The following is a 22,402-nucleotide window of genomic DNA, read 5'->3' on the forward strand; positions in this document are numbered from 1 at the left end:
TCAGCCGGAGCCCCCTCATGAGCGAATCCGAAAAGCCCATCGAAATGATCAACCCGCCGAACATGTTGCGGGTGAAAGTCGGCGGGCGGGTTCCGCAGACCGACCCCGCCGCCGTGGCGCGCGCCGAGGCCGCCCTCGACGAGCTGCGCCACGAATTTCGCGGCTGGCTCGAGGAAGAGGTCGAAAAGCTCGAGGCCGCGATGGCGAAGGTCCGCTCGGAAGGCCTGGCCGGGGAAGCCGGCGAGGAACTCTTCAATGTCGCCCACGACCTGCGCGGTCTCGGCACGACCTACGAGTTTCCGATCGTGACGCGGATCTGCGCCTCGCTGGCGAAGCTCATCGAGACCGAGGAAAAGCGCGCCGCCGCGCCGAAGAAGCTGGTCGACGCCCATGTCGGGGCGGTCCGCGCCGCGCTCTTGCAGAATGTCCGCGACGAGTGCGACGAGATCGGCCGCCAGCTGGTCGAAACCCTCGAGGGCCACGTGGTCGAGCTGGTCGGCGAATCCGACTGAGCCGCGGGCTCAGGACGCCGCGCGCAGACCCTCGTCCTCGCCGACAAGGCGCTCGTCGGCGTCGAGGCGTTCCAGGCAGTAATTGAGATCCGCCTCGGGCGCGCCCTGGAACTGGGTGAAGATGCGCTCTGTCAGGCGCTTTCTGAACGCGATCTGGTCGCGCACGCCGCCGTCGCCGACCTCGAGGGAATGCCAGGCGCTCAGCGCCGCCTTCACCGCCGGCAGGATCCGCTTGGGCAGGCCGGTGCGCTCGAACACGGCCTGCAGACCCAGCGGCCCGGCGTCATGGATCAGCAGCCACGCCTTGGCGTGATCGATCGCGGCCAGCTCGGCGACGCAGTGCTCGAAGAAACTCACATGACCGCGGAACAGCGCCCGCAGGATGAGCGATGGCGTGAGACGCCCGTTGAGCTGCAATTGCTGGGCGAAGCGGCGCGGGTCCGGCGCGAGGCCGGCCTGCTCGACGAGGTCGACGGTCGCGCGCTCGCGCGCCCCCTCGGCGAGCTCCACGGCGAGCTGCGGCGGCAGGGCGTGGCGCGAGACGAGCTTCTCCAGCGCTGCATCTGAAATCTGCGAAATGAGCCGCTCGGTGATCTCCACGGGCAGGTGCGAACGCTCGACGAAGCGTTCCAGCACCGCCGGCGCGTCGGCGAAGCGCTCGAGCGCCGCGTCGTAGGATTCGTCGTCGAAATCGGCGCCGTCGTTCGACGCCGCCGCGCCGACCGCGCTGGACGCGCCGCGCGCGACGATCTCGCGCACCACGCCGCTCGACACCCGCGGCCGGGAGGCCACGGCGGTCTGGCGGATGGCGTCGCCGCCGCGCACGATCTCGACGAGATCCTCGTCGGTGAGCACGGGCGAGCCCGCGATCACGGGCACGGCGATGGATTCGATGTCCTCGGCGAGCTTGCGCGCGACGTCATGGGGCAGCTGGTCGGAGCGCTGGAGCGTCACCGCAAGCGCGCGCCGCACGCGGTCGGCGGCGTCGGCGGCGAGGATGCGCACGATCTGCTCGGCGGCGGCCTGGTCGGACGCGCCCAGATCGGCGAATGAAATCCGCTGGCAGACCTTGCGCGCCGCATCGGCGCGCGCCCTTTCGTCGCCGGAATCGCAAATCCGGCGCACGTCGTCGGCGGTCAGCCGCGCTCGCATCGTTTCGACGCCCATGTCGCACCGCCTTTCACGCGATTGACGGCCAATCCTGCGCCGCAATTCTTAACGCGGCCTTGCGGAGCGGGACTTCACGCCTTCCGCTCCGGCGCGCGCGGCGCCTCGAGCGAGGCGAGGATCTCCACGAGCAGGGGCGAGAGCTCGCCGGGCGAGGATCGCGCCCAGCCGCCCGAAGCCCGCCCGCCGCCGCCCGTGGCGGCCGGAACAACCGGCGTGCGCGGCTCGGGCGAAGACGGCGCCGGCGTCGCGCCGACGCCGGCCGCCGCCGCTTCGCCGGCGAGATTGGCCAGCAGCTCTTGCGCGCTTCGCGGCCGGCCGTCGGCGTAGAAGATCGGCCGGTTGGCCGCCGCGGCGGCGGGAAACAGCCGATCGGCGCGGGCGTCGGGATTCGCCGCGGCTTCGTTGATCAGGCGCGCCGCCCCGCGCGCGCCGAGGAAATGGGCCGCGTAGAGTTCGCCGGCGCCGGGTTCGCGGCCGGTCTGCTCGCGCAGGATCGCAGCGTTGTCCGCGGCGAGTTCGCCGGCCATCACGCTGGCGGCCCGGGGATCGAAGCGCATGTCGAGGATGGCGGCGCGCTGCTCGGGATCGTCGACGACGAAGCGGCCCGCCGTCGTCTCCCGCACGGCCCCGGCCGCCGCCGCGTAGCCGTGCTTGGCGCCGTGACGGTGGATCATGGCCAGCCAGGTCTGCTCGATGAACTGGAACATGCCCGCCGCGGACGACGACGAGGCCCGCGCCTGCGCGTCGAAATTGCTCTCGCGCGCGGCGGTCCGGACGAGGAAGTCGAAGTCCGCGCCGGTCGATTGCGCCGCCGCGGCGATCGTGCGCATCGCGCCGCCGCTGCGTTCGGCCAGGCTGGAGATCGCGTCGGACACGCCCGCCACCTTCGCTCGCGCCGTCGAATCGACGGCCTCGTTCCGCAGGCTGACGCCGGCGGGGATAATCCTTCGTTAACCGGCCGCGCGCAGCGCAGACCGCCGCGGAGAGAACGGCGCGATCGCGTCCGGCGCGGCGCCGTCGAGGATCAGGCGCGTCAGGTCCTCGGCCGCCGCCGGCGCGAGCAGCACCCCGTTCCGGTACGCGCCCAGCGCGTAATAGAGGCCGGCCGCCTCGGACTCACCGAGAACGGGCATCCGATCGGCGGCGGCCGGGCGCACCCCCGCCCAGCGCTCGAAGATCGGAACCGGCGCAAGCCCGGGTAGCACCTCGCGGGCTCGCGCCGCCAGGCGCTCGACGGCTTCATCGTCGGTCGCGCCATCATCAACGCCGGGCTCGCTCGTCGCGCCGGCCACGAGACGGCCGTCCGGCTTGGCGGCGAGATAGATGGAGAAGCCGCGCACGATCCGCTCCGGCGCCAGCGGGCGCGCCGCGGCGAAGGAGATCATCTGGCCCTTGACCGGCGTCATTGCGAGCCGCTCAGGGGCCTCCCCGGCGAGCGGGCCGGCGCCCGTGGCCAGCACCACCGCATCGGCCGGCTCGCGCCCGCCGTCGGCGCGCACGGCGCCGACGACGCGGTCTCCCGAGAACGCGAGGCGCGCGCATGGCGTCTGCTCGGCGATGTCCGCTCCAGCGCGGCGCGCCGCGGCCGCCAGCGCCGTCGCCAACGCGCGGTTGTCGAGCTGACCGTCGCCGTCAAAGACCAGCGCGCCGAGACAGGTCGCAAGCGACGGTTCGAGCCCGGCCACCGTCTCCGCGTCGACGAGGCGGGCGTCGATCCGCCGGCGACGCGCCCGGTCGAGGCCCGCCGACAGCCGCGCCACTTCGTCGGCGGCGTAGGCCGGCGTGATCGAGCCGCGCCGTTCATAGCCGATGCGGACGCCGCCTTCGGCTTCGAGGGCGGCGGCGAAATCCCGCCAACGCCCGGCGCCTTCACCGGCGAGCCGTGCGAAGGCGTCGGCCAGCGGCGCATCGGGATCCTGCTCCAGGCAGGATTCGAAACCCGCCGCGAGCATGCCCCCCGACGCCGGCAGCGCGCCGGCGGTCGCACGGCCGGCCTCGAGCACGCGCACATCCGCGCCGGCGCGCGCCAGCCGCCATGCGATGGACAGGCCGGACACGCCGGCGCCGACGACGAGGATGCGCGGCCGGCTGGAAGGGTTTATGATCGGGGGGCTCATTGCTTTCGTTGCGTCGATCCCGGATCGCGGAGCGATAGAAGGGGGCGCAGCAGACTACAAGTGAGGGAATGCGCGATGTTCAAACCCGCAATCGCCGCGAGTTTCGCCGCTATGGCCGCGTTGTGTGTCGCCGCGCCGGCCGCAGGAGCCCAGGAGGAAACCGGATCGCGCTGCGTTCAGTTGCGCAACATCACCGGCTACAGCGTGATCGACGACCGCCACGTGCTGCTCAATAGCGGCGCCAGCCGCCACTTTCTGATCACCACGAGCACGCGTTGCTCGGGGCTCCGTTTCGGCATCCAGATCGGCGCCAGCTTCGACGACAACGAGCGGCTCTGCCCGCCGCTGGTCGAGCACCTGGTCACCGATGACGGCTGGCGTTGCCCGATCGAGTCGATCGAGCCGGTGGCCGATATCGACGCCGCCCGCGAGCTGATCGAACAGCGCAGCGCTGACGAGAACAGCGAAGACTGAGGCGGCCGCGCCGGGTCAGCCTTCCGCCGCGGCGAGGCGCGCAGGACCCGGCGCATCCCGGTCCTCGGCCGAGGCGTCGGGGCTATCCGGCTCGCCGTCGCGCAACGGCGCGCGGCAATCGGCGAGAAAACGTTCGCCGCCATTGTCCCCCTCGCTCGACCACGGCCGGGCCAGCGTTCGCGTGTAGAAGGACTGGAGCCGCGCGCGCCAGGCCTCTTCCTCGCACTCCTCCACGCCGCGCTCAGTGCAGGCTTCGAGCGCGGCTTCATAGACATCCGATAGATAGGACAGCGCCGCAGCGGCGTCCTCGAGCCGCGCGGCGCGGCCCGAGCGATCGTCCCGCGCCAGAAGGCGTTCGCCTTCGCGCAGGGCGGCGAGGTGATGCCGGCTCAGACCGATGCTGGGCTGATCGCCGGACAACTGCTCCGGCGACGGCACATGCGAGGACAGCTGGTCGGCCAGGCGCATGCCCAGCTGCAGCTCCTGCTTCAGGCGGCTGAGATGGACGCGTCGCGCCTTCAACCGGCGACGATCGAGCAACCGGCGACCCGCCTCCTCGAGCGTGCGCCACAACGCCATCCGAGTCTGCTGGCCCTCGATGCGATGGCGGGCGCAAATGCGGTCGATCTCCGCCTCGTCGTAAAGCTGATCCTCGTCGAGGATCATGAAGCGCGCGCCGCCGCCCTCGGAAAGCCTCGCCATGATCGCTCCGTCGCCGCTGATTTGCTTATGAGCGCGTCAGTGTAGCGATTCGTTAACCTTTCCGAAGGCCGGTGCGCAGCCCGCTTGTGGAAAAGCGGCTTCGAACGGGCTGGCGCGAATGTCATGAAGAGAAGGATGGTACCGCCTCCCCGGATCGAACGGGGGACCTCCAGATCCACAATCTGGCGCTCTAACCTACTGAGCTAAGGCGGCGCATCGGACACGGGCGGCGAAGCCCGTCCGGAGGCGGCGGAAACTAGCTCCGGCGCCCGGTCCGCGCAAGACCCGCGCCCCGCCGGGCGCAGGGGCGCGATCAGACAGAGTAGCCGCGCCGGCGCAGGTGCTCCTCGAGCGCGGCGATCCGCGTGGCGTCGGAGGGATGCGTCGACAGCAACTCGACGGTCTGGCGCTGGTTCTGCGCCGCCTTCGCCTGCCAGAATCGCAACGCCTGGCGGGGGTCGTAATTGGCGCCCATCATGTAGTCGACGCCGATCCGGTCGGCCTCGAGCTCGTGCCGCCGCGAGAAGGGAAGCAGCACGCCGAACGTGACGCCCATTCCCAGGATCCCCGCCCATTGCTGCGCGTTCTCCGAGTCCGCGCCGTCCATCGCGACCGCGGCCAGACCGAGCCCGACCCCGGCGGCCATCTGCTGGGAGGCGCGCTCGGCGGCGTGCCGGCCGGCGACGTGGGCGGCCTCGTGGCCCATCACCGTGGCGACCTGGTCGTCATTCTCCATCGTTTCGAGAATGCCGCGATAGAAGGCGACCTTGCCGCCCGGCAGCGTCCAGGCGTTCTGCTGGTCGGAATCGAAGACCACGTACTCCCAGTCGTACTGGCTCATGCCGGAGGCGCGAACGATCCGGTCGCCGACCCGGCGCACCCGGGCGTTCATCGCGGGATCGCGGCTGATCGGCTCGGACTGCAGCGCCTCCTGCCAGGCCTGCGCCGACATCTGGGCGACCTGCTGGTCCGACACCAGCATGAGCTGGCTGCGGCCGAGCGCGGCGTTCTCCGCACAGCCCGCGGCGATGGGGAACACCGTTCCCGCCGCCAGTCCGCGAATGATCTCGCGGCGACTCATCTTCACCTTGTGCATGATGCGACCCATCCTGTTGCGGCCGCGCGCAAGGGTGCGCGCCCCCTTCGGCCCCTGCGGCTCGATCGCGCCGTGGAACCGCCATGATGTTTGAGATTTAATCACACTCGCCCGGGACCGGAAACCGAATCGCGGTCCTCACGCGTTGAAGCGGCGAAGACATGGAGATCGGCATGCGGCGCCTGTTGGTGATCATTCTGGTGCTTGTCGGCGTGCTCGTCGCCGTCGCCCTGCTGGCGCCGGTCCTCATCCCGTCCGACTTCCTGCGCGACCGTCTGAGCGCGCAGTCGAGCGAACGCCTCGGCCGCGAGGTCCGCCTCGACGGCGAGGTCGGCCTGTCGATCCTGCCGCGGGTGCAGGCCCGGGCGGGCCAGGTCAGCGTCGCCAACGCCGAGGGGTTCGGCGAGCAGCCGCTCGCGGAGATGGCCGAGATGCGCTTCACGCTCGCGCTCTGGCCGCTGCTCACGCGACAGATCGTGATCGAGGAGTTCGTCCTGGTCGAACCCGTGATCCGGCTGGAGCAGCGCGGCGCCCGCAACAACTGGACATTCCGCGAGACCGCGGCCGGCGCGCCGGCCGCCCCCGACGGCGGGTTCGTCCGCCGGCCGGGCGCCCTGCCCTTCGAGGCGAGCTTCGGCGACGTGCGCATCGTGGACGGCGCGCTCAGCTACACCGCCGACGGCGAAACGCGCGAGGTCCGCGATCTCGATCTCCAGGCCGACCTGCCCTCGCTCGACGCGCCGGCGCGGCTCCGCGGCGGGTTCACCGCCGACGGCGAGGCGATCGACTTCACGCTCGAGGCCGGATCGGTGCGCGGCCTGTTCGAGGGCGCGCGCACCCCGGTGGCGCTCGATCTCGACAGCGACATGGCCGAGATCGCCTTCGACGGCGCGCTGCTGGAAAGCGAGCGCTTCGACTATGACGGCCGGGCCGACGTCTCGCTGGCGTTGCGCCGGCTGGCGCGTTTCCTGGGCTCGGAGCTTCCCGACGGCGACGGGTTCCGGCGCTTCGACGCCGACGCGGAGATCGCCGGTCGCCAGGGCCGCATCACGCTATCGGACGCCGAGATCGCGCTCGACGACATCGCCGCAGCGGGTGACCTCGTGATCAACCACGGCGAGGGCCGCCCGGCGGTCAACGCCCAGCTCGATATCCCTGCGCTCGACCTGAACCCCTACCTGCCCGCCGGCGGGGAGGACGCGAACTCCGGCGCGATGGAGCCCTGGAGCGACGAGCCCGTCGATCTGGGCCCGCTCTCGCTCGTCGACGCCGCGGTGGACGCGGCGGTCGGACGCCTGCGCGTCCGCGACATCGAGGTCACCGACGTGACGCTGCGCGCCGTGCTCGCCAACGGCCGCCTTCAGGCGGATCTCGAAGACTTCCTGCTGTACGGCGGACGGGGCAGCGCGGTGGCCGTGGCGAACACGCGCTCGGCGACGCCGTCCTTCTCGCTGGACGCCGAGCTGGACGCGCTCGACGCCCTGCCCTTCCTGCGCGCCGCGGCGAATTTCGAGCGTCTCGAAGGCTTGGGGTCGATCAATCTCGACCTGGCCGCCAGCGGCGCCAGCCCGGCCGCGATCATGGACTCGATCTCGGGCCAGGGCGGCTTCAGCTTCGAGGACGGCGCGATCAAGGGCGCCAATCTCGCCCAGGTCGTCCGCACCATCCAGACCGCCGTCGAAACCGGCGAGCTGCCGTCCGGCTTCGGCGAGCGCCAGCAGACGGACTTCACAGCGCTGGCGGGCACGATCGCGATCGAAAACGGGCTGGCGCGCAATACCGACCTGCTGATGCTGAGCCCGCTCCTGCGCGTGCGCGGCGACGGCGAGGTGAGTCTCGCCGAACAGCGCATCGACTACCGGATCAATCCGCGCGCGGTGGGCTCGCTCACCGGACAGGGCGGCGATGTCGATCTGCAGGGGCTGGAGGTGCCGATCCGCATTCGCGGCGGCTTCAACGACGTCTCCATCGGCGTCGACTTCGAGGCGGTCGCCCGCGATCTGGTCCGCGCCCGCGCCGGCGAGCTGATCGGCGGCGAGGCCGGCCAGGCGCTCGGCGAAGGCCGCTCGATCGAGGATGTGGCGGCCGAGGCCCTGCTCGACCGGCTGATGGGGCGGGACGAGGACGACGCGTCTTCCGAGACGCCGGGCGAGACGGAGGCCGACACGGAGCCGGCTGCAGAGACCGACTCTGAAGACCCCGCGATCGAGGTCCCCGGCCCGGCGCGCAGCATTCTCGAGGGGCTGCTCTCCGGAGCGCTCGGCGAGGAACAGCCCGAAGAAACCGAAGAGCCGCCCAGCGACGGCTAGCCTGGTCGGCTTGATCCGCGCTGCGGCGGTCTATCTACTTCGGCCGAACACAGACGCCGCGCCCGGCCCCCGGGCCGTCCCTGACGCGGCGCACGAGGGAGGAGATCATGATCCGACTGCCCGCCGCCGCGCTGAGCCTGGGAGCCGTCATGGCCGCGTCCGACTACACCCCCGCCGCCGAGGCGCAGACCAGCTATCCCGGCGACCGCGTCTCCGGCGAGCATTTCGCCACGCGCTCGCCGGTGATCGCGCCGCACGGCGCGGCGGCGACCGCTCATCCGCTGGCCACCCAGATCGCGATCGACACGCTCAAGGCCGGCGGCAACGCCGTCGACGCGGCGATCGCGGCCAACGCCGCGCTCGGCCTGATGGAGCCCACCGGCAACGGCATGGGCGGCGATCTGTTCGCCATCATCTGGGACCCCGAGACCGAGCAGGTCTACGGCCTCAACGCCGCGGGCCCCTCGCCGCAGAGCCTGACCCGCGAGGAGATCGTCTCCATCGTCGGCGAGGACGGGGCGATCCCGCCGCTGGGCGCCCTGCCCGTCTCGGTCCCCGGCGCGGTCGGCGGATGGGCGGCGATGCACGAGCGTTTCGGCTCGCTGTCGCGCGCCGAGATCCTGGCGCCGACAATCCGCTACGCCCGCGAGGGCCACCCGGTGCCGGAGACGATCGCCTATTACTGGGATCGCAACATGACGATCCTCGCCGACCAGTTCGAGCAGGGCAATTTCGAGGAGTTCGACAACGCGCGGGCGACCTATCTAACCGAGGACGGCGACGCCCCGCGCGAGGGCGAGATGTTCGCCAATCCCGATCTCGCGAACACGCTCGAGGCGCTCGCCGAGAACGGCTGGCGCGAGTTCTACGAGGGCGACGTCGCCCGCACCATCGACTCCTACATGGAGCGCATCGGCGGCTGGCTGTCCTACGAGGACCTCGCCGGCTACGAGGCGGAATGGATCGAGCCGGTCAGCGTCAATTATCGCGGCTACGACGTCTGGGAGCTGCCGCCGCAGGGCCAGGGCATCGCCGCGCTGCAGATGCTGCAGATCATCGAAGGCTACGACCTGGCGGAAATGGGCTTCATGAGCGCCGAGGCGCTCCACGTCATGGTCGAGGCCAAGCGGCTCGCCTTCGAGGACCGGGCGCGTTTCTACGCCGATCCCGACTTCGCCGACGCCCCCGTCGAGACGCTGGTCTCCGACGCATACGCCGACGCGCGCCGCGACCTCATCTCCATGGACGCGGCGATGGACAGCGTTCCCCACGGCGATCCCGCCGCGCTCGAGGACGGCGACACGACCTATCTCACGGTCGCCGACGAGAACGGCATGATGGTCTCGCTCATCCAGTCGAACTATCGCGGCATGGGCTCGGGTCTCGTGCCCGACGGGCTCGGCTTCATGCTGCAGGATCGCGGCGAGCTGTTCTCGCTCGATCCCGATCACCCCAATGTCTACGAGCCGGGCAAGCGGCCCTTCCACACCATCATTCCCGCGATGATCACCCGCGACGGCCAGGCCTGGATGAGCTTCGGCCTGATGGGCGGCGCGATGCAGCCCCAGGGTCACGTCCAGATCGTCACCAACATCATCGATTTCGGGCTCAACGTGCAGGAGGCCGGCGATGCGGCGCGCTGGCGCCACACCGGCTCCACCCAGCCCACCGATGCGGTGACCGAGGCCGGCGGGCGCGGCGTCCTCCAGGTCGAGAGCGGCGTGCCGCAGGAAGTCCGCGAAGAACTGGAATCCCGCGGCCATGTCGTCGAGGACGGCGACGGCGGGTTCGGCGGCTACCAGGCGATCCTGCGCGATCCGGAGACCGGCGTGTATTCGGCCGCTTCCGAGATGCGCAAGGACGGGGCGGCGCAGGGCTACTGAGCCGCGCGGCTTCATCACGCGTTCAGCCGCCGCCGCGGACGATGGCGGGCAAGTCGTTGACTGTAGAGAGCTTGAACCATGCTGCGCCTTCTGTCCGCCGCGCTCGCCGCCTTCATCATCCTGCCCGCCGTCGCGCTCGCGCAGGCGGGGACCGAGCGTCACCGCTCCGACGGCGCGCTCGTCCTCTACGAGGATGTCGGGTTCTCGGGCCGGTCGATCCGCATCGACGGCGCGGCGCCGAATTTCCAGTATCTCGGCTTCAATGACCGGGTGAGCTCCATCCGCGTCGAGGGCGGGCCCTGGGAGGTCTGCATCGACGCCGACTATCGCGGCGCCTGCCAGGTCATCGACTCCGACCTTCCCGACATGAGCCGTTGGGCGTTCAACGACCGGATCAGTTCGGCGCGGCCGGTGCGCTTCCGCGGACGCGGAGGCGACGAGGGTCTGACCCTGTGGAGCGAGCGCGGATATCGCGGCCGCAGCCTGACCCTCATCGACACGGTGGAGGACCTGTCGCGGCGCGGGTTCAATGACGACGCGCGCTCGATCGAAATCCATTCCGGCGAATGGGTGGTGTGCGAGCACGCGGATTTCCGCGGCCGCTGCGAGGTGCTTCGCCGGGGAACCAGCGATCTCGCGCGCTACAATCTCGATCGGCGCGTGTCCTCGGTCGCGCCGCTGGACGTCTACAGGCGTCGCAACCAGCCCGACTATGGCGGGTCCGGTTATGGCCGCGTGGATATCGACAACGGCGTGCGCGGCGCGCGCAGCCTGTTCTTCCCCCACCCGGAAGTGCGCGGCCGCCCGGTGGCGGCTTGCCTGGACGACTACGGCCGGGATTGCGGACGGCGCGCCGCCGACCTGGCGTGTCGAGCGGTCGGATACGGCCGCGCGGCCCATTACGCCGTCGATCGCGGTTATGGCGAAGCCTATTTCCTGGGCTCCCGCCGCTACGGATCCGCCCGCGAGGGCGTGCTCGTCGACCTGCTCTGCGTCCGCTGACGAACCGGGTCCTGCGTCGGCGGCGCCCCTCGCCTTCGCGCGGGGCGTTGGTGTATGATAGTTACAAATGAAACTGTTTCGGGAGACCCCCTATGCCCGTCAACGATCCCGTCGTCGCCGAGCAGACCCCGGCCGAGGACCACACGATCGACCAGTGCTGGGACCGCTACACGGACGAGGAGCACTGGGTCTGGGACACGCTCTACAAGCGCCAGATGAACGTGCTGAAGGGCCGCGCCGCGCCCGAACACTTCAAGGGGCTGGAGCTGCTCGACCTCGACCAGGGCGGCATCCCTGACTTCGACAAGATGAACGCGAAGCTGCGCAAGCTGACCGGCTGGGAGGTCGTGCCCGTCCACGGGCTGATTCCCAACGACGTGTTCTTCAATCACCTGGCCAATCGGCGCTTCGTGGCCGGGCGCTTCATCCGCGACGCCGACAAGCTCGACTACCTGCCCGAGCCCGACATCTTCCACGACGTGTTCGGCCATGTGCCGCTGCTGACCCAGCCGGTCTTCGCCGACTACATGCAGGCCTACGGCGAGGGCGGCTACAAGGCGATCGAATACGACACGATCGAGAACCTCACGCGCCTGTACTGGTATACGGTCGAGTTCGGCCTGATTGACTCCGAGGACGGCCTGCGCATCTACGGCGCCGGGATCGTGTCGTCGGAGTCCGAAAGCAAGTTCTGCCTCGAGGGCCGGTCGCCGAACCGGATCCACTTCGATCTCGAGCGGATCATGCGCACCGACTATCGCTATGACGACTTCCAGCAGACCTATTTCGTCATCGATTCCTACGAGGAGCTGATGCGGTCGACCGCCGATGTCGACTTCAGCCCGATCTACGAGCGCATCAAGGGACTGCCCGACTTCAAGGCCTCCGAGATCGTCGGCGGCGACAAGGTCTACCATCGCGGCACGCAGGAATACGCCAAGGCCGGCGGGCTCGAGAAGGAAGTCGAGTGGGTGTGACCCGCTAGAGGACCTGGATCAGGCCGTCCCGTTTCGCCAACCGATCCGTCCAGTGCGGCCCGAGGCCGTGCCAGTCCACGGCGTCGGCGAAATTCGTGAACAGCGTATAGGCCAGCGTGTACAGCGTCTGCACCCGCGATATCTCACGCCACAGGCGCATCGCCGGCAGCGCGCGGGTGGTGTCGGCGACGACGGCGACCTGGATGTCGACGTCGCGATCGTTCGAGAAACCCTCCATCATCGCGGCGTCCAGCTCCAGCAGATCGTCGACGTCGATTGCGCCGACCTCGGCGTTCGGCTGCAGATGAACGAAGGCGCGCGCATTGGGGTCGAACCGCTTTCGATCGCCGTAGATGGAGCCAAGCGCGCGAAGCTCCTCCGGACGCACGACCCCGCCGAGAACTGTCAGCCGCACCCTTTCCCGGGCGTCCTGAAAGACCTCGACAGGCATATGGCGCTCGCCGGCAGCTCGCATCGCCCGGCGCATGATTCCCGCGCCAGGTAATAATCAGATTACTGCAGGCCGCCGATCGGCGAAACCTCCGCCAGGGCGATGTTCAGATCCGCTGAAACAGATAGAAGCCCGCGCCCAGTCCGAGAATCTCCGTCAGCGCATCCAGCGCGGCGCGGGATTCGTCGACCAGCGCCGGATCCGCCAAGTCGTCGGGCGACATTTCCTCGCGATAGTGACGCTCGGCCCAGTCGACGAGGCGGGCGTGCAGGGCGTCGTCCATGATCACGTCCGGATTGACCGCGGCGCGGTCTACGTCCGTGAGAACCACCCTCAGACGCAGGCAGGCCGGCCCGCCGCCGTTGCGCATCGATTGGCGTACGTCAGCATATTCCACCCGGCCGATCGGGCCGTTGCCCGCGACCAGGCGCTCGCAGTAGGCGCGCGTGGACTCCGTCTCCTCGGTCTCCTTGGGCGCCAGCAGCACCTTGCGGTCCTCGCCGGGCCAGCTCAGCAGCTGCGAGTTGAACAGGTAGGAACGCACCGCGTCGGCGATCGGAACCTCGTCGGCGGGAACCTCGACGAAGACCGGCTCGAACAGGCCTTCGGCCGCGCGCCTTATATCGGCGAGCGCGGCGTCGCGATCCTCGAATGCCTGCTCGTGGAAGAACAGCACCGGCCCGTCGCCCACGCAGACGACGTCATTGTGGAAGGCGCCGGCCTCGATCGCCGCGCGGGCCTGGCGCACGAACACCGTGCGCGCCGGGTCGAGCCCGTGGCGGCGCGCGATGGCTTCGCTCGCCTGCCTGGTCTGGCGGGCGGGGAACTTCGCTTGCCAGCCTTCGAACGCGTCGCGGCCATAGACCAGGATCTCGGCGCCCGGCGCGCCGTGCTCGGCGGCGAGACGAACATGATTGGCCGCGCCCTCGTCGGCGAAGCTCGACTGGTGGGGCAGGGTCGGATGCACGGCGAAACGGTCCGCCTCGGGGAAGATGGCGTTGAGCGCGGTCTCGGTCTGCGGGCCCTCGATCGAGCGGTGCAGCGCGGTGAGCAGGTTGGCCGGCGTGAAGTGAAGGCGGCCGTCGGCGGTGTCGGCGCCGGGCGAAACGGTGGCGGCGTTCGCCGCCCACATCGGCGAGGCCGAGACCATGTTGCGCGCGATCGCCGGCGCCTGACGGCACGCCGTCTCCCAGACCCGGGCGTCCGAGCCGGAGAAGCCGAGCGCGCGCAGGCCCGGAATGAAGGGCCGCTCGTGGGGCGGCAGCACGCCCTGGACGAGGCCGGCTTCGGCCAGCCGCTTCATCTTGGCCAGCCCCTCGATCACCGCGGCGCGCGGAGAGGAGACGTCGCCCTTGTTCTTCGCGCTGGCGAGATTGCCCGGCGCGAGGCCGCCGTAATTGTGCGTCGGTCCGACCAGTCCGTCGAAATTCGCTTCGACCGCGTTCGCCATCAGTCGGCCAGCCCCTTCACCGCCATGCGCTCGAGCGTCGGCGCGGCTTGCGTGGCGACCGGATAGGCGCAGTAGTCGGCGGCGTAATAGGCGCTCGGCCGCAGATTGCCCGACCGCCCCGGCCCGCCGAACGGCATGGTCGACGCCGCCCCGGTCGTCGGGCGGTTCCAGTTGACGATGCCCGCCCGGGCGAGCGCGCGATAGCGCGTCCAGAGCTCGGCGGAATCCGAAATGAGGCCGCCGGACAGGCCGTAGGCGGTGTTGTTCGCCTCGCGGATCGCGTCGTCGAAACTTCCGACGCGGACGACCTTGAGCAGCGGCCCGAAGATCTCCTCGTCGGGCGTCTCCACGCCGGTCGCGTCGATGAGGCCCGGGCTGACGAAGGTCGAACCGCGCCCCAGGCGCGCGGCCTTGACGATGGGCTTGCATCCGAGCGCGAGCAGATGGTCCTGGCCCGACAGCACGTCCTCGGCGGCGCGCTCGGAGACCAGAGGCCCCATGAACGGTTCGGGCTCGGCGTCCCAGGCGCCGATCGGCAGCTGGTCGATGATCTCGGCGATGCGCGAGACGACCGCCTCGCCGGCTTCGCCGTCGGCGACGACGAGACGCCGCGCGCAGGAGCAGCGCTGGCCCGACGTGATGTAGGCCGACAGGACGGCGATCCGCGCGGCGGCCTCGGCGTCGTCGGCGTCCCAGACGACGAGCGGATTGTTGCCGCCCATCTCCAGGGCGAGCTGGACGCCCGTCCGGCCGGCGAACTTCTTGTGAATGAAGCTGCCGGTGTTCCACGAGCCGGTGAACAGCACGCCGTCGAGATCGGAATCGTCGAGCGCCGCCGCGCCGGTCTCGCGCGCGCCCTGCACCAGGTTGAGCGCGCCGTCGGGCAGCCCGGCCGCGGACCAGCACGCGACCATCAGCGCGCCCGTCGCCGGCGTCAGCTCCGACGGCTTGAACACCACCGTGTTCCCCGCCAGCAGCGCCGGGACGATATGGCCGTTCGGCAGGTGGCCCGGGAAGTTGTACGGGCCGAGCACGAACATCACGCCGAGCGGCTTGTGGTCGAGCACCGCCTCGCCGAAATCGGTCTCGGTGACCTTGCGGGGCGTGCGCTCCTCATAGGCCTGGATCGAGACGTCGATCTTGGCGGCCATCGCGCCGACCTCGCCGGCCGCCTCCCAGCGCGGCTTGCCCGTCTCGCGCGCGATGGTCTCGGCGATCTCGTCCTTCCGGCGGAGAAGCTCGTCGCGATAGCGCTCGGCGACCGCGCGGCGCGCGTCGAAGTCCGTCAGCGCCCAGTCCGCGAAGGCGTTCCGCGCGGCCTCGAAGGCGGCGCGCACATCGGTCGGACCGGCCGCCGCGCCGCGCCAGATCACGGCTTCCGTGGCGGGATCGATCGAGCCGAAAGTCTCGCCCGCGCCCTGGCCCCATGCGCCGTTGATGAAGTTGCCTGTTTCGATGCTCATTCCCGCACCCGGATCCTGACTGCTTCGCCTTCGGCGATATCGAGCGCGCGCCGCGCCTCCTCGGAGAGCGCGACGCGATCGCCGGAGAGCTCCACCTCGGTGAACACGCAGCGGAAGCCCGCCACGCGATCGTTCGACACCAGCGCCTGTACGCTCGCGCCGCTCACCTTGCCCTGCACCGTCGCCGTCCGGCTCTCCCGGATCGTGCGCAGCTTGTCGGTCCGGCACGAGACCAGCGGCCCGCCGTCGAAGATATCGATATAGCGATCGTACTCGAAGCCCTCCCATTCCAGCAGACGCTTCGCGTTCACGCCCTGGGGATGGGTGTGGCCGATCACCGCCTTGGCCGGCTCGGGGAGCAGGTCGACATAGATGAGGTGGGCGGGCATGAGGTCGAGGATGAACTGGTTGTCGGTCGCCGCCGACAGCCGGTCGGCCTCGTCGAACGTCATGCGGAAGAACGGTCGCGTGACGTGCTCGAAGAAGGGCGAATGGCCGTTCTCGTCGACCACGCCGCGCAACTCGGCCAGAACGCGCTCGCCGAAGCGCGACCTGTCGGCGGCCATGAGCATGTAGCGCGCCTGCGCGACCAGACGACCGGCGCCGGCGCCGCGCAGTCCGTCGCCCACGAACAGCGAGCCCACCTCGGTGGCGCCGGCGAAATCGTTCACCAGCAGCATCGCGTCCATGTCGAAGCGGCGATCGGCCTCCTTCGAGGCCTGGGCGAAGGTGAAGATCTTGAAGTCGAAATACGGCTTCTTGATTCCCACCGCGCCCTTGACCGCGGCCGTGCCGTGAACCTCTCCGGTCTCGCTGTCCTCCAGCATGAGCTGGTAGCAGGCGTCGGACGGATCGGAGACGGTCCCGTCGAAGGCGGCCTCGGACTTGTTCAGCTTCTCGCGCAGCGCCTCCGGGCTCACGGCGAGGCTCGTGAAGCCGGGCCCGGCCGCGGCGGCCAGCCTGACGAAGGCGTCGTGATCGGCGGGACGCGCCGCGCGGACGACGAGCATGGTCTGTCTCCCCTACTCCGCGGCGGCGGAAAGCGCGCGCGCGGCGCGCGCGTCGAAATCGCCCCGGGCGAACTTCATCAGCATGATCGCCGACAGCTTGGCTTTCTCGGCGAAGCTCGACAGCTTCGCGATCTCGCGGTCGGAATGAATGTCGGCGCCGCGGACTCCCAGGGTATCCACGTTCGGACACCCCGCCGCCCAGAGATTGTTGCCTTCGCAGACGCCGCCGGTGTCGTTCCAGCGAATGTCGAGCCCGATGGCGCGACCGGCCGTGCGCGTCCACTCGAAGACCTGGCGGTTGGCCGGCGTCATCGGCTTGGGCGGCCGGGTGAAGCCGCCGTGCAGATCGGCGTCGATGCCGTCGCGGGCGTTGGCCCGCGCGACGAGGCGCTCGATCTCGCCGCGCGCCCACGCCGCGCCGTCCTCGTCCAGCACGCGGCAATTGAACCGGACGACCCCGGTGTCGGGCACCACGTTCGGCGCGCCGCCGCCGTCTATGCGCGAGACATTGATGGTGACGCCCTCGCGCGCGCCGTTGAGCCTGTCCAGCTCGGCGGCGAAATCGGCCGCCGCCACGATCGCATTGCGTCCAAGATGGTGCTCGCGGCCGGCGTGGGCGGCGCGACCGCGGCAGCGCAGCGAGAAATTGCCCGAGCCCTTGCGGGCCCCGGCGAGCGAGCCGTCGGCCAGCGCGGGCTCGTAGGTCATGCCGAGATCGGCCCGCGCGCCCAGCTCGGCCAGCACCGGACCGGAGCCCAGCGATCCGATCTCCTCGTCGGGGCTCACCAGCACGTCGTAGCCGATGCGGTCCGCCCACGGGCTGCGCTCGAGCGCGAGCAGGCCGTGCAGCATCACCAGCAAGCCGCCCTTCATGTCGGCGACGCCCGGCCCGTTGAGGGTGTCGTCGTCCCAGAGATCGAGATCCTGGAAGTGCGACTCCCTGGGAAAGACGGTGTCGTGATGGCCCGTCAGCACGATCCGGATCGGCGCGTCCGGCCGCTGCGACACCTTCATCGACGGCGTGTACTCGATATCGCGGATCTCGCCGTCCGGCTCGACGGTCTGGCTCGGCTGGAGCTCGACGGCCCTCACCTCGCCGCCGGTCTCGGCGAAGGCCTCGGCCAGCACCGCACGCATCGCCTCGAGTCCCTCGGCGTTGCGGCTGCCCGAGTTGATCTTCGCCCAGCGCTTGACCTCCGCGATCATGTGATCGGCGCGGGAGTCGACCCAGTCCAGGATCTCGCGTTCGGTGCTGTCGAGTTCGATGTCGCTCATGCGCGCCTGCGGGGCTGCTGAAGACGGAACGGCGCTCAGGCCTTGGCGAGCGCCTGCTCGAAGTCGGCGATCAGGTCGTCCGGGTTCTCGATCCCGATCGAGGTGCGCACCATGCCGTCGGTGAAGCCGAGGCGCTTGCGCAGCTCCGGATCGACGCCGGCGTGGGTCGTCGAGCCGGGATGGCAGATGAGCGATTCCGTGCCGCCAAGGCTGACGGCCAGCTTCACGACCTGCAGCGCGTTGAGCATGCGGAAGGCCGCCTCCTGGCCGCCGGCGACGTCGAAGGAGAAGGTCGAGCCGTGATGGTCGCCGGCCTGGCGGCGATGGACCTCGTAGTCGCGCGAACCGGGCTCGAGGAAGCCGAGATAGCGGACCCGCTCCACCTTCGGGTGATCCTTCAGGAATTCCGCGACCTTTCGCGCGCCGTCGAACGCGGCCTGCATGCGCAGCTTCACCGTCTCGAGCGACCGGGCCAGGAGCCAGCAGGTATTGGGGTCGAGATTGGTGCCGATCGCCGAACGCAGCTTGCGCACCGGCGCCATCAGCTCGCTTGAGCCCATCGCCCCGCCGGCGATCAGGTCCGAGTGCCCGCCGACATATTTCGTAAGCGAATAAACCAGCACGTCCGCCCCGTGATCGAGCGGCGTCTGGCCGATCGGACCGAGGACGGTGTTGTCGACGATCACCGGCGGCCGGCGCCCCTGGCGCTCGCCGATCTCGTCGGCCAGCGTCTTCATCAGCGCGAGATCGACGATCTCGTTGGTCGGATTGGTCGGCGTCTCTGTGTAGATCGCCGCGATGGGCCCCTTCTTGAGCGCGGCCTCCATGGCCGCGCGGATCTCGTCCTCCGGCGCGCCGGCGACGAAGTCGACGCCGCCGATCCCGTACTGGGGCATGATGTTGCGGATAAGCGTCTCGGTGCCGCCATAGAGCGGCGTCGACTGCAGGATCATGTCGCCCGAATGGGCGAAGGCCATCAGCACGGTCGAGATCGCGCCCATGCCCGAGGAGAACACGCAGGCCTCCTCGGCGCCGTCGAACAGCGTCAGCCGGTCCTCGACGACCTCGACGTTGGGATTGTTGAACCGCGAGTACATCAGGCCCGGAGTCGCCGGATCGCCCTCGACCGCCTTGCCGCCCATCACGCGGAAGAAGGCCGCGCCCTCCTCGGCGCTCGAGAACGCGAACGTCGAGGTCTGGAAGATCGGCGGCTTGATGGAGCCTTCCGACAGCTTCGCATCGAAGCCGTAACTCATCACCAGCGTTTCCGGAGTGAGCGGCCGGCCGTCGAGGGCGCGCTTGCGATAAGGGGTGTCCGGCTTGCTCATCGGGCGTCTCCGCGGATTGTCGTATCGGTTTCGGGCGCAGCCTCGCCCGCGCATGAGCCGGCTTCATGCGCCGGACGCCGACGAGGGTCAACCCGCAGCGGCGCAAGTGTCTGGACGCCAAACGCAAACGGCCCGGCGCCGAAGCGCCGGGCCGTCCGCCGTGTCGATGTCGACGCGGCCTACTGGTCGGTGAGGTCGATCGTGACCTCGGACCGCCGGTTGAGCGGCTCGCGAACGCCGTCGGGCGTCTCGACGGCCGGACGGCTTTCGCCGAAGGCCTCGAGAGAGATCGCCGAGGCGGGCACGCCGAGGCGCACCATCTCGTCGCGGACCGCGCGGGCGCGGCGCTCCGACAGACCGACATTGTACGACGCCGGGCCGGACCGGTCGGCGTGACCGGCGATCTCGACCGAGGCGACGCCGCACTCGTTGGCCTGCTGGATGGCCTGGTTGATCACCTGCTGCGCCTGGTCGGTGACGTTCGAGCGATCCCACTCGAAGTACACGACGAAGCCGACATCCTCGCACTCCGGCGCCGGCGGAGGCGGCGGGGGCGGAGGCGGCGGAGGCGGAGGCGGCGGAGGCGGCGGCGGCGGAGGCGGCGGAGGCGGCGGCGGAGCCGCGAACGAATACCGCAGGCCGACCCACGCCTCGTGGCCCTGCATGCCGTCGACTTCGAGGAAGTTGCCGTAGTCGGTGTCGCCGAAGCCGAAGAAGCGATACTCGGTGTCCAGCGTGACCCGATCGGTCAGCGCCCAGCCGACGCCGGCCAGGAACTGGTAGGCCAGCGCATTGTCGGAGTTGTCGATGTCGATCAGAACTTCATCGACGACGCCCATGACCGACGCGTTCACGTCGGCGAAGCCGAAGCCCGCGCCGATATAGGGCTGCCACCGGGTCCCGGTGTCCCAGTCGTAGATCATCGACGCCATGGCCGACCAGACGTGGAAATCGCTCGTGCCCGGCTGGATGTTTCCGACCGCGCCGGTGTCGTTGTAGCGATGGGCGCCCTCGAGATCGAGGCGCCAGCCATTGTCCCAGTCATAGCCGATCGCCAGGGCTTCGCGCATATTGCTCTCGCCCTGGATTTCGCCGTTCAGAAGCCCGGAGACATCCGTCTCATCGGGAGTCCCGTAGCCGAGCGCGCCGCGGACATACCAACCTTCCTGCGCCGACGCGACGGACGGTACAGCAAGGAGGGCGCCGACGGCGGCCGCCGAAAGAAGTTGTTTCTTCATTGATGTCCCCCTCCGGGCCGAAACCCTTCGTGTGAGCCTGATTGCGCCTGCTTCAGGCGCGCAATCGTCATGGTTGACGATCTGTCAAAGCATTTACCGTATTTCAGGTTCCATCTCCACCGGATTCGGGTCGATTTCCCCCGAAATCGCGAACAACTCCGGCTTGCGCCCACTCCGAGAGCGCCTTTTCCGGCGCGCCGAGGCGTTCGCGCAACACTTCGAACGTGTGCTCGCCGAGCCGGGGCGGCGCCGAGGCGTAGGCGGGCGGCGTCGCCGAAAGACGCATCGGATTGGCCACGGCGGGGGTGTCTCCCACCCCCGTCATCTCAAGCGCCCGCTTGAGCGCGCGCGACTGCGCCTGGGGGTCAGCGAACACCCCTTCGAGATCCTGAATGGGCCCGCAAGGCACGCCGGCGGCCTCGAGCGCCGCGCGCCAGTGCGCGGTGGTCTTCTCCGCAAGGATGAGCGTGATCTCGCTGACGAGCACCTCGCGATTCTCCACCCGCCCGGCGTTCGTGGCGAAGCGCGGATCGTCGGCCCAGCCTTCGCGGCCCAGCGCCGCGGCGAAGCGGACGAACTGGCGGTCCGATCCGACCGCCACGGCGATCCGGCCGTCCGAGGTGGGAAAGTCCTGGTACGGCACGATGTTGGGATGCGCGTTGCCGGTCAGTCCGGGCGGGCGTCCGCTGACGAGATAATTCATCGCCTGGTTGGCGAGCATCGCGACCTGAACGTCGAACAGCGCCATATCGATGTGCTGGCCGCCCGCGCCGCGATCGCGCGCCGTCAATGCGGCCATGATCGCCCCGGCGGCGTAGACGCCGGTGAACAGGTCGGCGATCGGCAGGCCGACCTTGGTGGGCTGATCGTGGCCGGTGATCGACATCACGCCGCCCATCGCCTGGATGAGGAAGTCGTAGCCCGGCAGCTGCGCGCTCGGCCCGTCCTGGCCGAAGCCGGTGATCGAGCAATAGACGATATCCTCGCGCAGAGACTTCAGGCTGGCGTAGTCGAGCCCGTACTTGGCGAGCCCGCCGGTGCGGAAATTCTCCACCACCACATCGCTCTGGGCGGCGAGATCGCGGATGATTCCGCGACCGTCCTCGGTGCGGAAATCGACCGCGATCGAGCGCTTGTTCCGGTTGGCGCAGAGATAGTAGGCCGCATCGCCGCGCGCGCCGTCCGCGCCCTTCACGAAGGGCGGCCCCCAGCCGCGCGTGTCGTCGCCCCCGTCCGGGTTCTCGACCTTTATGACGTCGGCGCCGAGATCGCCGAGAATTTGCGTGCACCAGGGCCCCGCCAGCACGCGGGACAGATCGAGCACCCGGATGTGAGATAATGCGCCGGTCGACAACGCGCGCCCCCTGTTCGCGACCCGATGGGAAACGGCGCCCTTCTAGGCGCTCGCGCGCGTCGCGTACAGCGCGGCCTCGCGCCGGCGGCTCAGTCGGCGCTGGAGGTGTGGTCGTGGACGATCCGCCAGTCGCCGTCGATGCGCCGGAAGACGAGCGAGAACAGTCCGTTGGGCGCGTCGGTCTCGCGCTCCAACCGCCAACGGCCGAAGGCCAGCGCGGCGTCCTCGCCGAGCGCTGAGACCTCGATGCCGGAGAAGGCGAGCCGGCCCATGGCCTCGGGCGTGTCGTAGCGGGCCAGATAGCGCTCGAGCGTCGGCTCCCATCCGCGCGTCACGTCGCCGCCGGAGGCGAAGATCAGCGCCTCGCTGTTCCAGTATCCGTCCATGAAGCCGCGCACGTCGCCGGCGTTCCAGGCCTCCTGCTGGGCGGCGAGAACGGCGCAGACCTCGGCGGCGTGCGGCGAATCGCCCGCGCACTCCTGCGCGTTCGCCGGCGCGGCGACGGCGAGCCAGCAGCAGCAGAGGACGGCGGAGATCAGCGTGCGCATGGCGCGGAACTCTCGGCCCGCGATCGCGCCCGGTCAATGGCGA

20 protein-coding genes and 1 tRNA gene are annotated in these 22,402 nt (G+C 70.0%); 6 read left to right on the plus strand and 15 right to left on the minus strand.

Annotated features, from left to right (window positions below):
- Positions 1–17: 17 nt before the first annotated feature.
- Positions 18–512 carry an Hpt domain-containing protein gene (locus DDZ18_RS12610; RefSeq protein ID WP_109253756.1) on the plus strand — a complete coding sequence of 165 codons (495 nt, stop codon included), beginning with the start codon at positions 18–20 and terminating at the stop codon, positions 510–512.
- A 9-nt stretch (positions 513–521) separates the two neighbouring features.
- On the opposite strand, the gene DDZ18_RS12615 is transcribed toward DDZ18_RS12610, so the two are convergent.
- From DDZ18_RS12615 to DDZ18_RS12625, 3 genes are all read right to left on the minus strand, one after another.
- Entirely contained in the window at positions 522–1,679 is a 1,158-nt protein-coding gene (locus DDZ18_RS12615) for a DUF2336 domain-containing protein (protein ID WP_109253757.1), read from the minus strand.
- Positions 1,680–1,753: 74 nt separating this feature from the next.
- On the minus strand, positions 1,754–2,557 hold the full coding sequence (locus tag DDZ18_RS13815) for a hypothetical protein (RefSeq protein ID WP_233245836.1): 804 nt from the start codon (positions 2,555–2,557) through the stop codon (positions 1,754–1,756).
- A 75-nt stretch (positions 2,558–2,632) separates the two neighbouring features.
- On the minus strand, positions 2,633–3,799 hold the full coding sequence (locus DDZ18_RS12625; RefSeq protein ID WP_109253759.1) for an NAD(P)/FAD-dependent oxidoreductase: 1,167 nt from the start codon (positions 3,797–3,799) through the stop codon (positions 2,633–2,635).
- A 75-nt stretch (positions 3,800–3,874) separates the two neighbouring features.
- On the opposite strand from DDZ18_RS12625, the gene DDZ18_RS12630 reads away from it, so the two are divergent.
- Positions 3,875–4,273 carry a DUF6491 family protein gene (locus tag DDZ18_RS12630; RefSeq protein ID WP_146190674.1) on the plus strand — a complete coding sequence of 133 codons (399 nt, stop codon included), beginning with the start codon at positions 3,875–3,877 and terminating at the stop codon, positions 4,271–4,273.
- Between the two features lie 15 nt (positions 4,274–4,288).
- Here DDZ18_RS12630 and DDZ18_RS12635 read toward each other — a convergent pair whose 3' ends face one another.
- The 3 genes from DDZ18_RS12635 to DDZ18_RS12645 form a co-directional block, all read right to left on the minus strand.
- Positions 4,289–4,975 (minus strand): hypothetical protein, encoded by a 687-nt coding sequence (locus DDZ18_RS12635; RefSeq protein ID WP_109253761.1) that lies wholly within the window; start codon positions 4,973–4,975, stop codon positions 4,289–4,291.
- 136 nt (positions 4,976–5,111) lie between these two features.
- Positions 5,112–5,188 (minus strand) — tRNA-His (locus DDZ18_RS12640).
- A 100-nt stretch (positions 5,189–5,288) separates the two neighbouring features.
- Positions 5,289–6,071, minus strand: coding sequence for a M48 family metallopeptidase (locus tag DDZ18_RS12645; RefSeq protein WP_109253762.1), 783 nt, complete (start codon positions 6,069–6,071; stop codon positions 5,289–5,291).
- Between the two features lie 173 nt (positions 6,072–6,244).
- On the opposite strand from DDZ18_RS12645, the gene DDZ18_RS12650 reads away from it, so the two are divergent.
- The 4 genes from DDZ18_RS12650 to phhA all read left to right on the plus strand — a co-directional run bounded on the left by DDZ18_RS12650 (position 6,245) and on the right by phhA (position 12,242).
- Positions 6,245–8,380, plus strand: coding sequence for an AsmA family protein (locus tag DDZ18_RS12650; protein WP_158272160.1), 2,136 nt, complete (start codon positions 6,245–6,247; stop codon positions 8,378–8,380).
- A gap of 149 nt (positions 8,381–8,529) precedes the next feature.
- Positions 8,530–10,263: a gamma-glutamyltransferase gene (gene ggt, locus DDZ18_RS12655; protein WP_408631539.1), complete on the plus strand. Its 1,734-nt coding sequence runs from the start codon at positions 8,530–8,532 to the stop codon at positions 10,261–10,263.
- A gap of 78 nt (positions 10,264–10,341) precedes the next feature.
- Complete coding sequence (locus tag DDZ18_RS12660) at positions 10,342–11,265, plus strand: beta/gamma crystallin-related protein (protein WP_109253765.1); 924 nt, start codon at positions 10,342–10,344, stop codon at positions 11,263–11,265.
- A gap of 92 nt (positions 11,266–11,357) precedes the next feature.
- Complete coding sequence (phhA, locus tag DDZ18_RS12665; RefSeq protein WP_109253766.1) at positions 11,358–12,242, plus strand: phenylalanine 4-monooxygenase; 885 nt, start codon at positions 11,358–11,360, stop codon at positions 12,240–12,242.
- A gap of 4 nt (positions 12,243–12,246) precedes the next feature.
- Here the strand turns inward: phhA and DDZ18_RS12670 are convergent, their stop codons facing one another.
- The 9 genes from DDZ18_RS12670 to DDZ18_RS12710 form a co-directional block, all read right to left on the minus strand.
- Positions 12,247–12,693, minus strand: a complete 447-nt coding sequence (locus tag DDZ18_RS12670) for a hypothetical protein (protein ID WP_109253767.1) — start codon at positions 12,691–12,693, stop codon at positions 12,247–12,249.
- A gap of 106 nt (positions 12,694–12,799) precedes the next feature.
- Positions 12,800–14,143, minus strand: a complete 1,344-nt coding sequence (gene astB / locus DDZ18_RS12675; protein ID WP_109253768.1) for an N-succinylarginine dihydrolase — start codon at positions 14,141–14,143, stop codon at positions 12,800–12,802.
- Positions 14,143–15,606 carry a succinylglutamate-semialdehyde dehydrogenase gene (gene astD, locus DDZ18_RS12680; RefSeq protein ID WP_109253769.1) on the minus strand — a complete coding sequence of 488 codons (1,464 nt, stop codon included), beginning with the start codon at positions 15,604–15,606 and terminating at the stop codon, positions 14,143–14,145. Before astD ends, astB begins: the two co-directional genes overlap by 1 nt.
- Positions 15,603–16,616 (minus strand): arginine N-succinyltransferase, encoded by a 1,014-nt coding sequence (locus tag DDZ18_RS12685; RefSeq protein WP_109253770.1) that lies wholly within the window; start codon positions 16,614–16,616, stop codon positions 15,603–15,605. Before DDZ18_RS12685 ends, astD begins: the two co-directional genes overlap by 4 nt.
- A 12-nt stretch (positions 16,617–16,628) precedes the next feature.
- Positions 16,629–17,891, minus strand: coding sequence for a hydrolase (locus DDZ18_RS12690; protein ID WP_109253771.1), 1,263 nt, complete (start codon positions 17,889–17,891; stop codon positions 16,629–16,631).
- Positions 17,892–17,926: 35 nt separating this feature from the next.
- Positions 17,927–19,219 carry a cystathionine gamma-synthase family protein gene (locus DDZ18_RS12695; RefSeq protein WP_109253772.1) on the minus strand — a complete coding sequence of 431 codons (1,293 nt, stop codon included), beginning with the start codon at positions 19,217–19,219 and terminating at the stop codon, positions 17,927–17,929.
- A gap of 179 nt (positions 19,220–19,398) precedes the next feature.
- Positions 19,399–20,457 carry an OmpA family protein gene (locus DDZ18_RS12700; protein ID WP_109253773.1) on the minus strand — a complete coding sequence of 353 codons (1,059 nt, stop codon included), beginning with the start codon at positions 20,455–20,457 and terminating at the stop codon, positions 19,399–19,401.
- 103 nt (positions 20,458–20,560) lie between these two features.
- A complete protein-coding gene (locus tag DDZ18_RS12705; RefSeq protein WP_109253774.1) occupies positions 20,561–21,811 on the minus strand; it encodes a CaiB/BaiF CoA transferase family protein in 1,251 nt (416 codons plus the stop codon).
- A gap of 89 nt (positions 21,812–21,900) precedes the next feature.
- On the minus strand, positions 21,901–22,359 hold the full coding sequence (locus DDZ18_RS12710) for a YybH family protein (protein WP_109253775.1): 459 nt from the start codon (positions 22,357–22,359) through the stop codon (positions 21,901–21,903).
- Positions 22,360–22,402 lie beyond the last annotated feature (43 nt).

The sequence above is a fragment of the Marinicauda salina genome (assembly GCF_003122085.1).
Taxonomy (GTDB): domain Bacteria; phylum Pseudomonadota; class Alphaproteobacteria; order Caulobacterales; family Maricaulaceae; genus Maricicauda_A; species Maricicauda_A salina.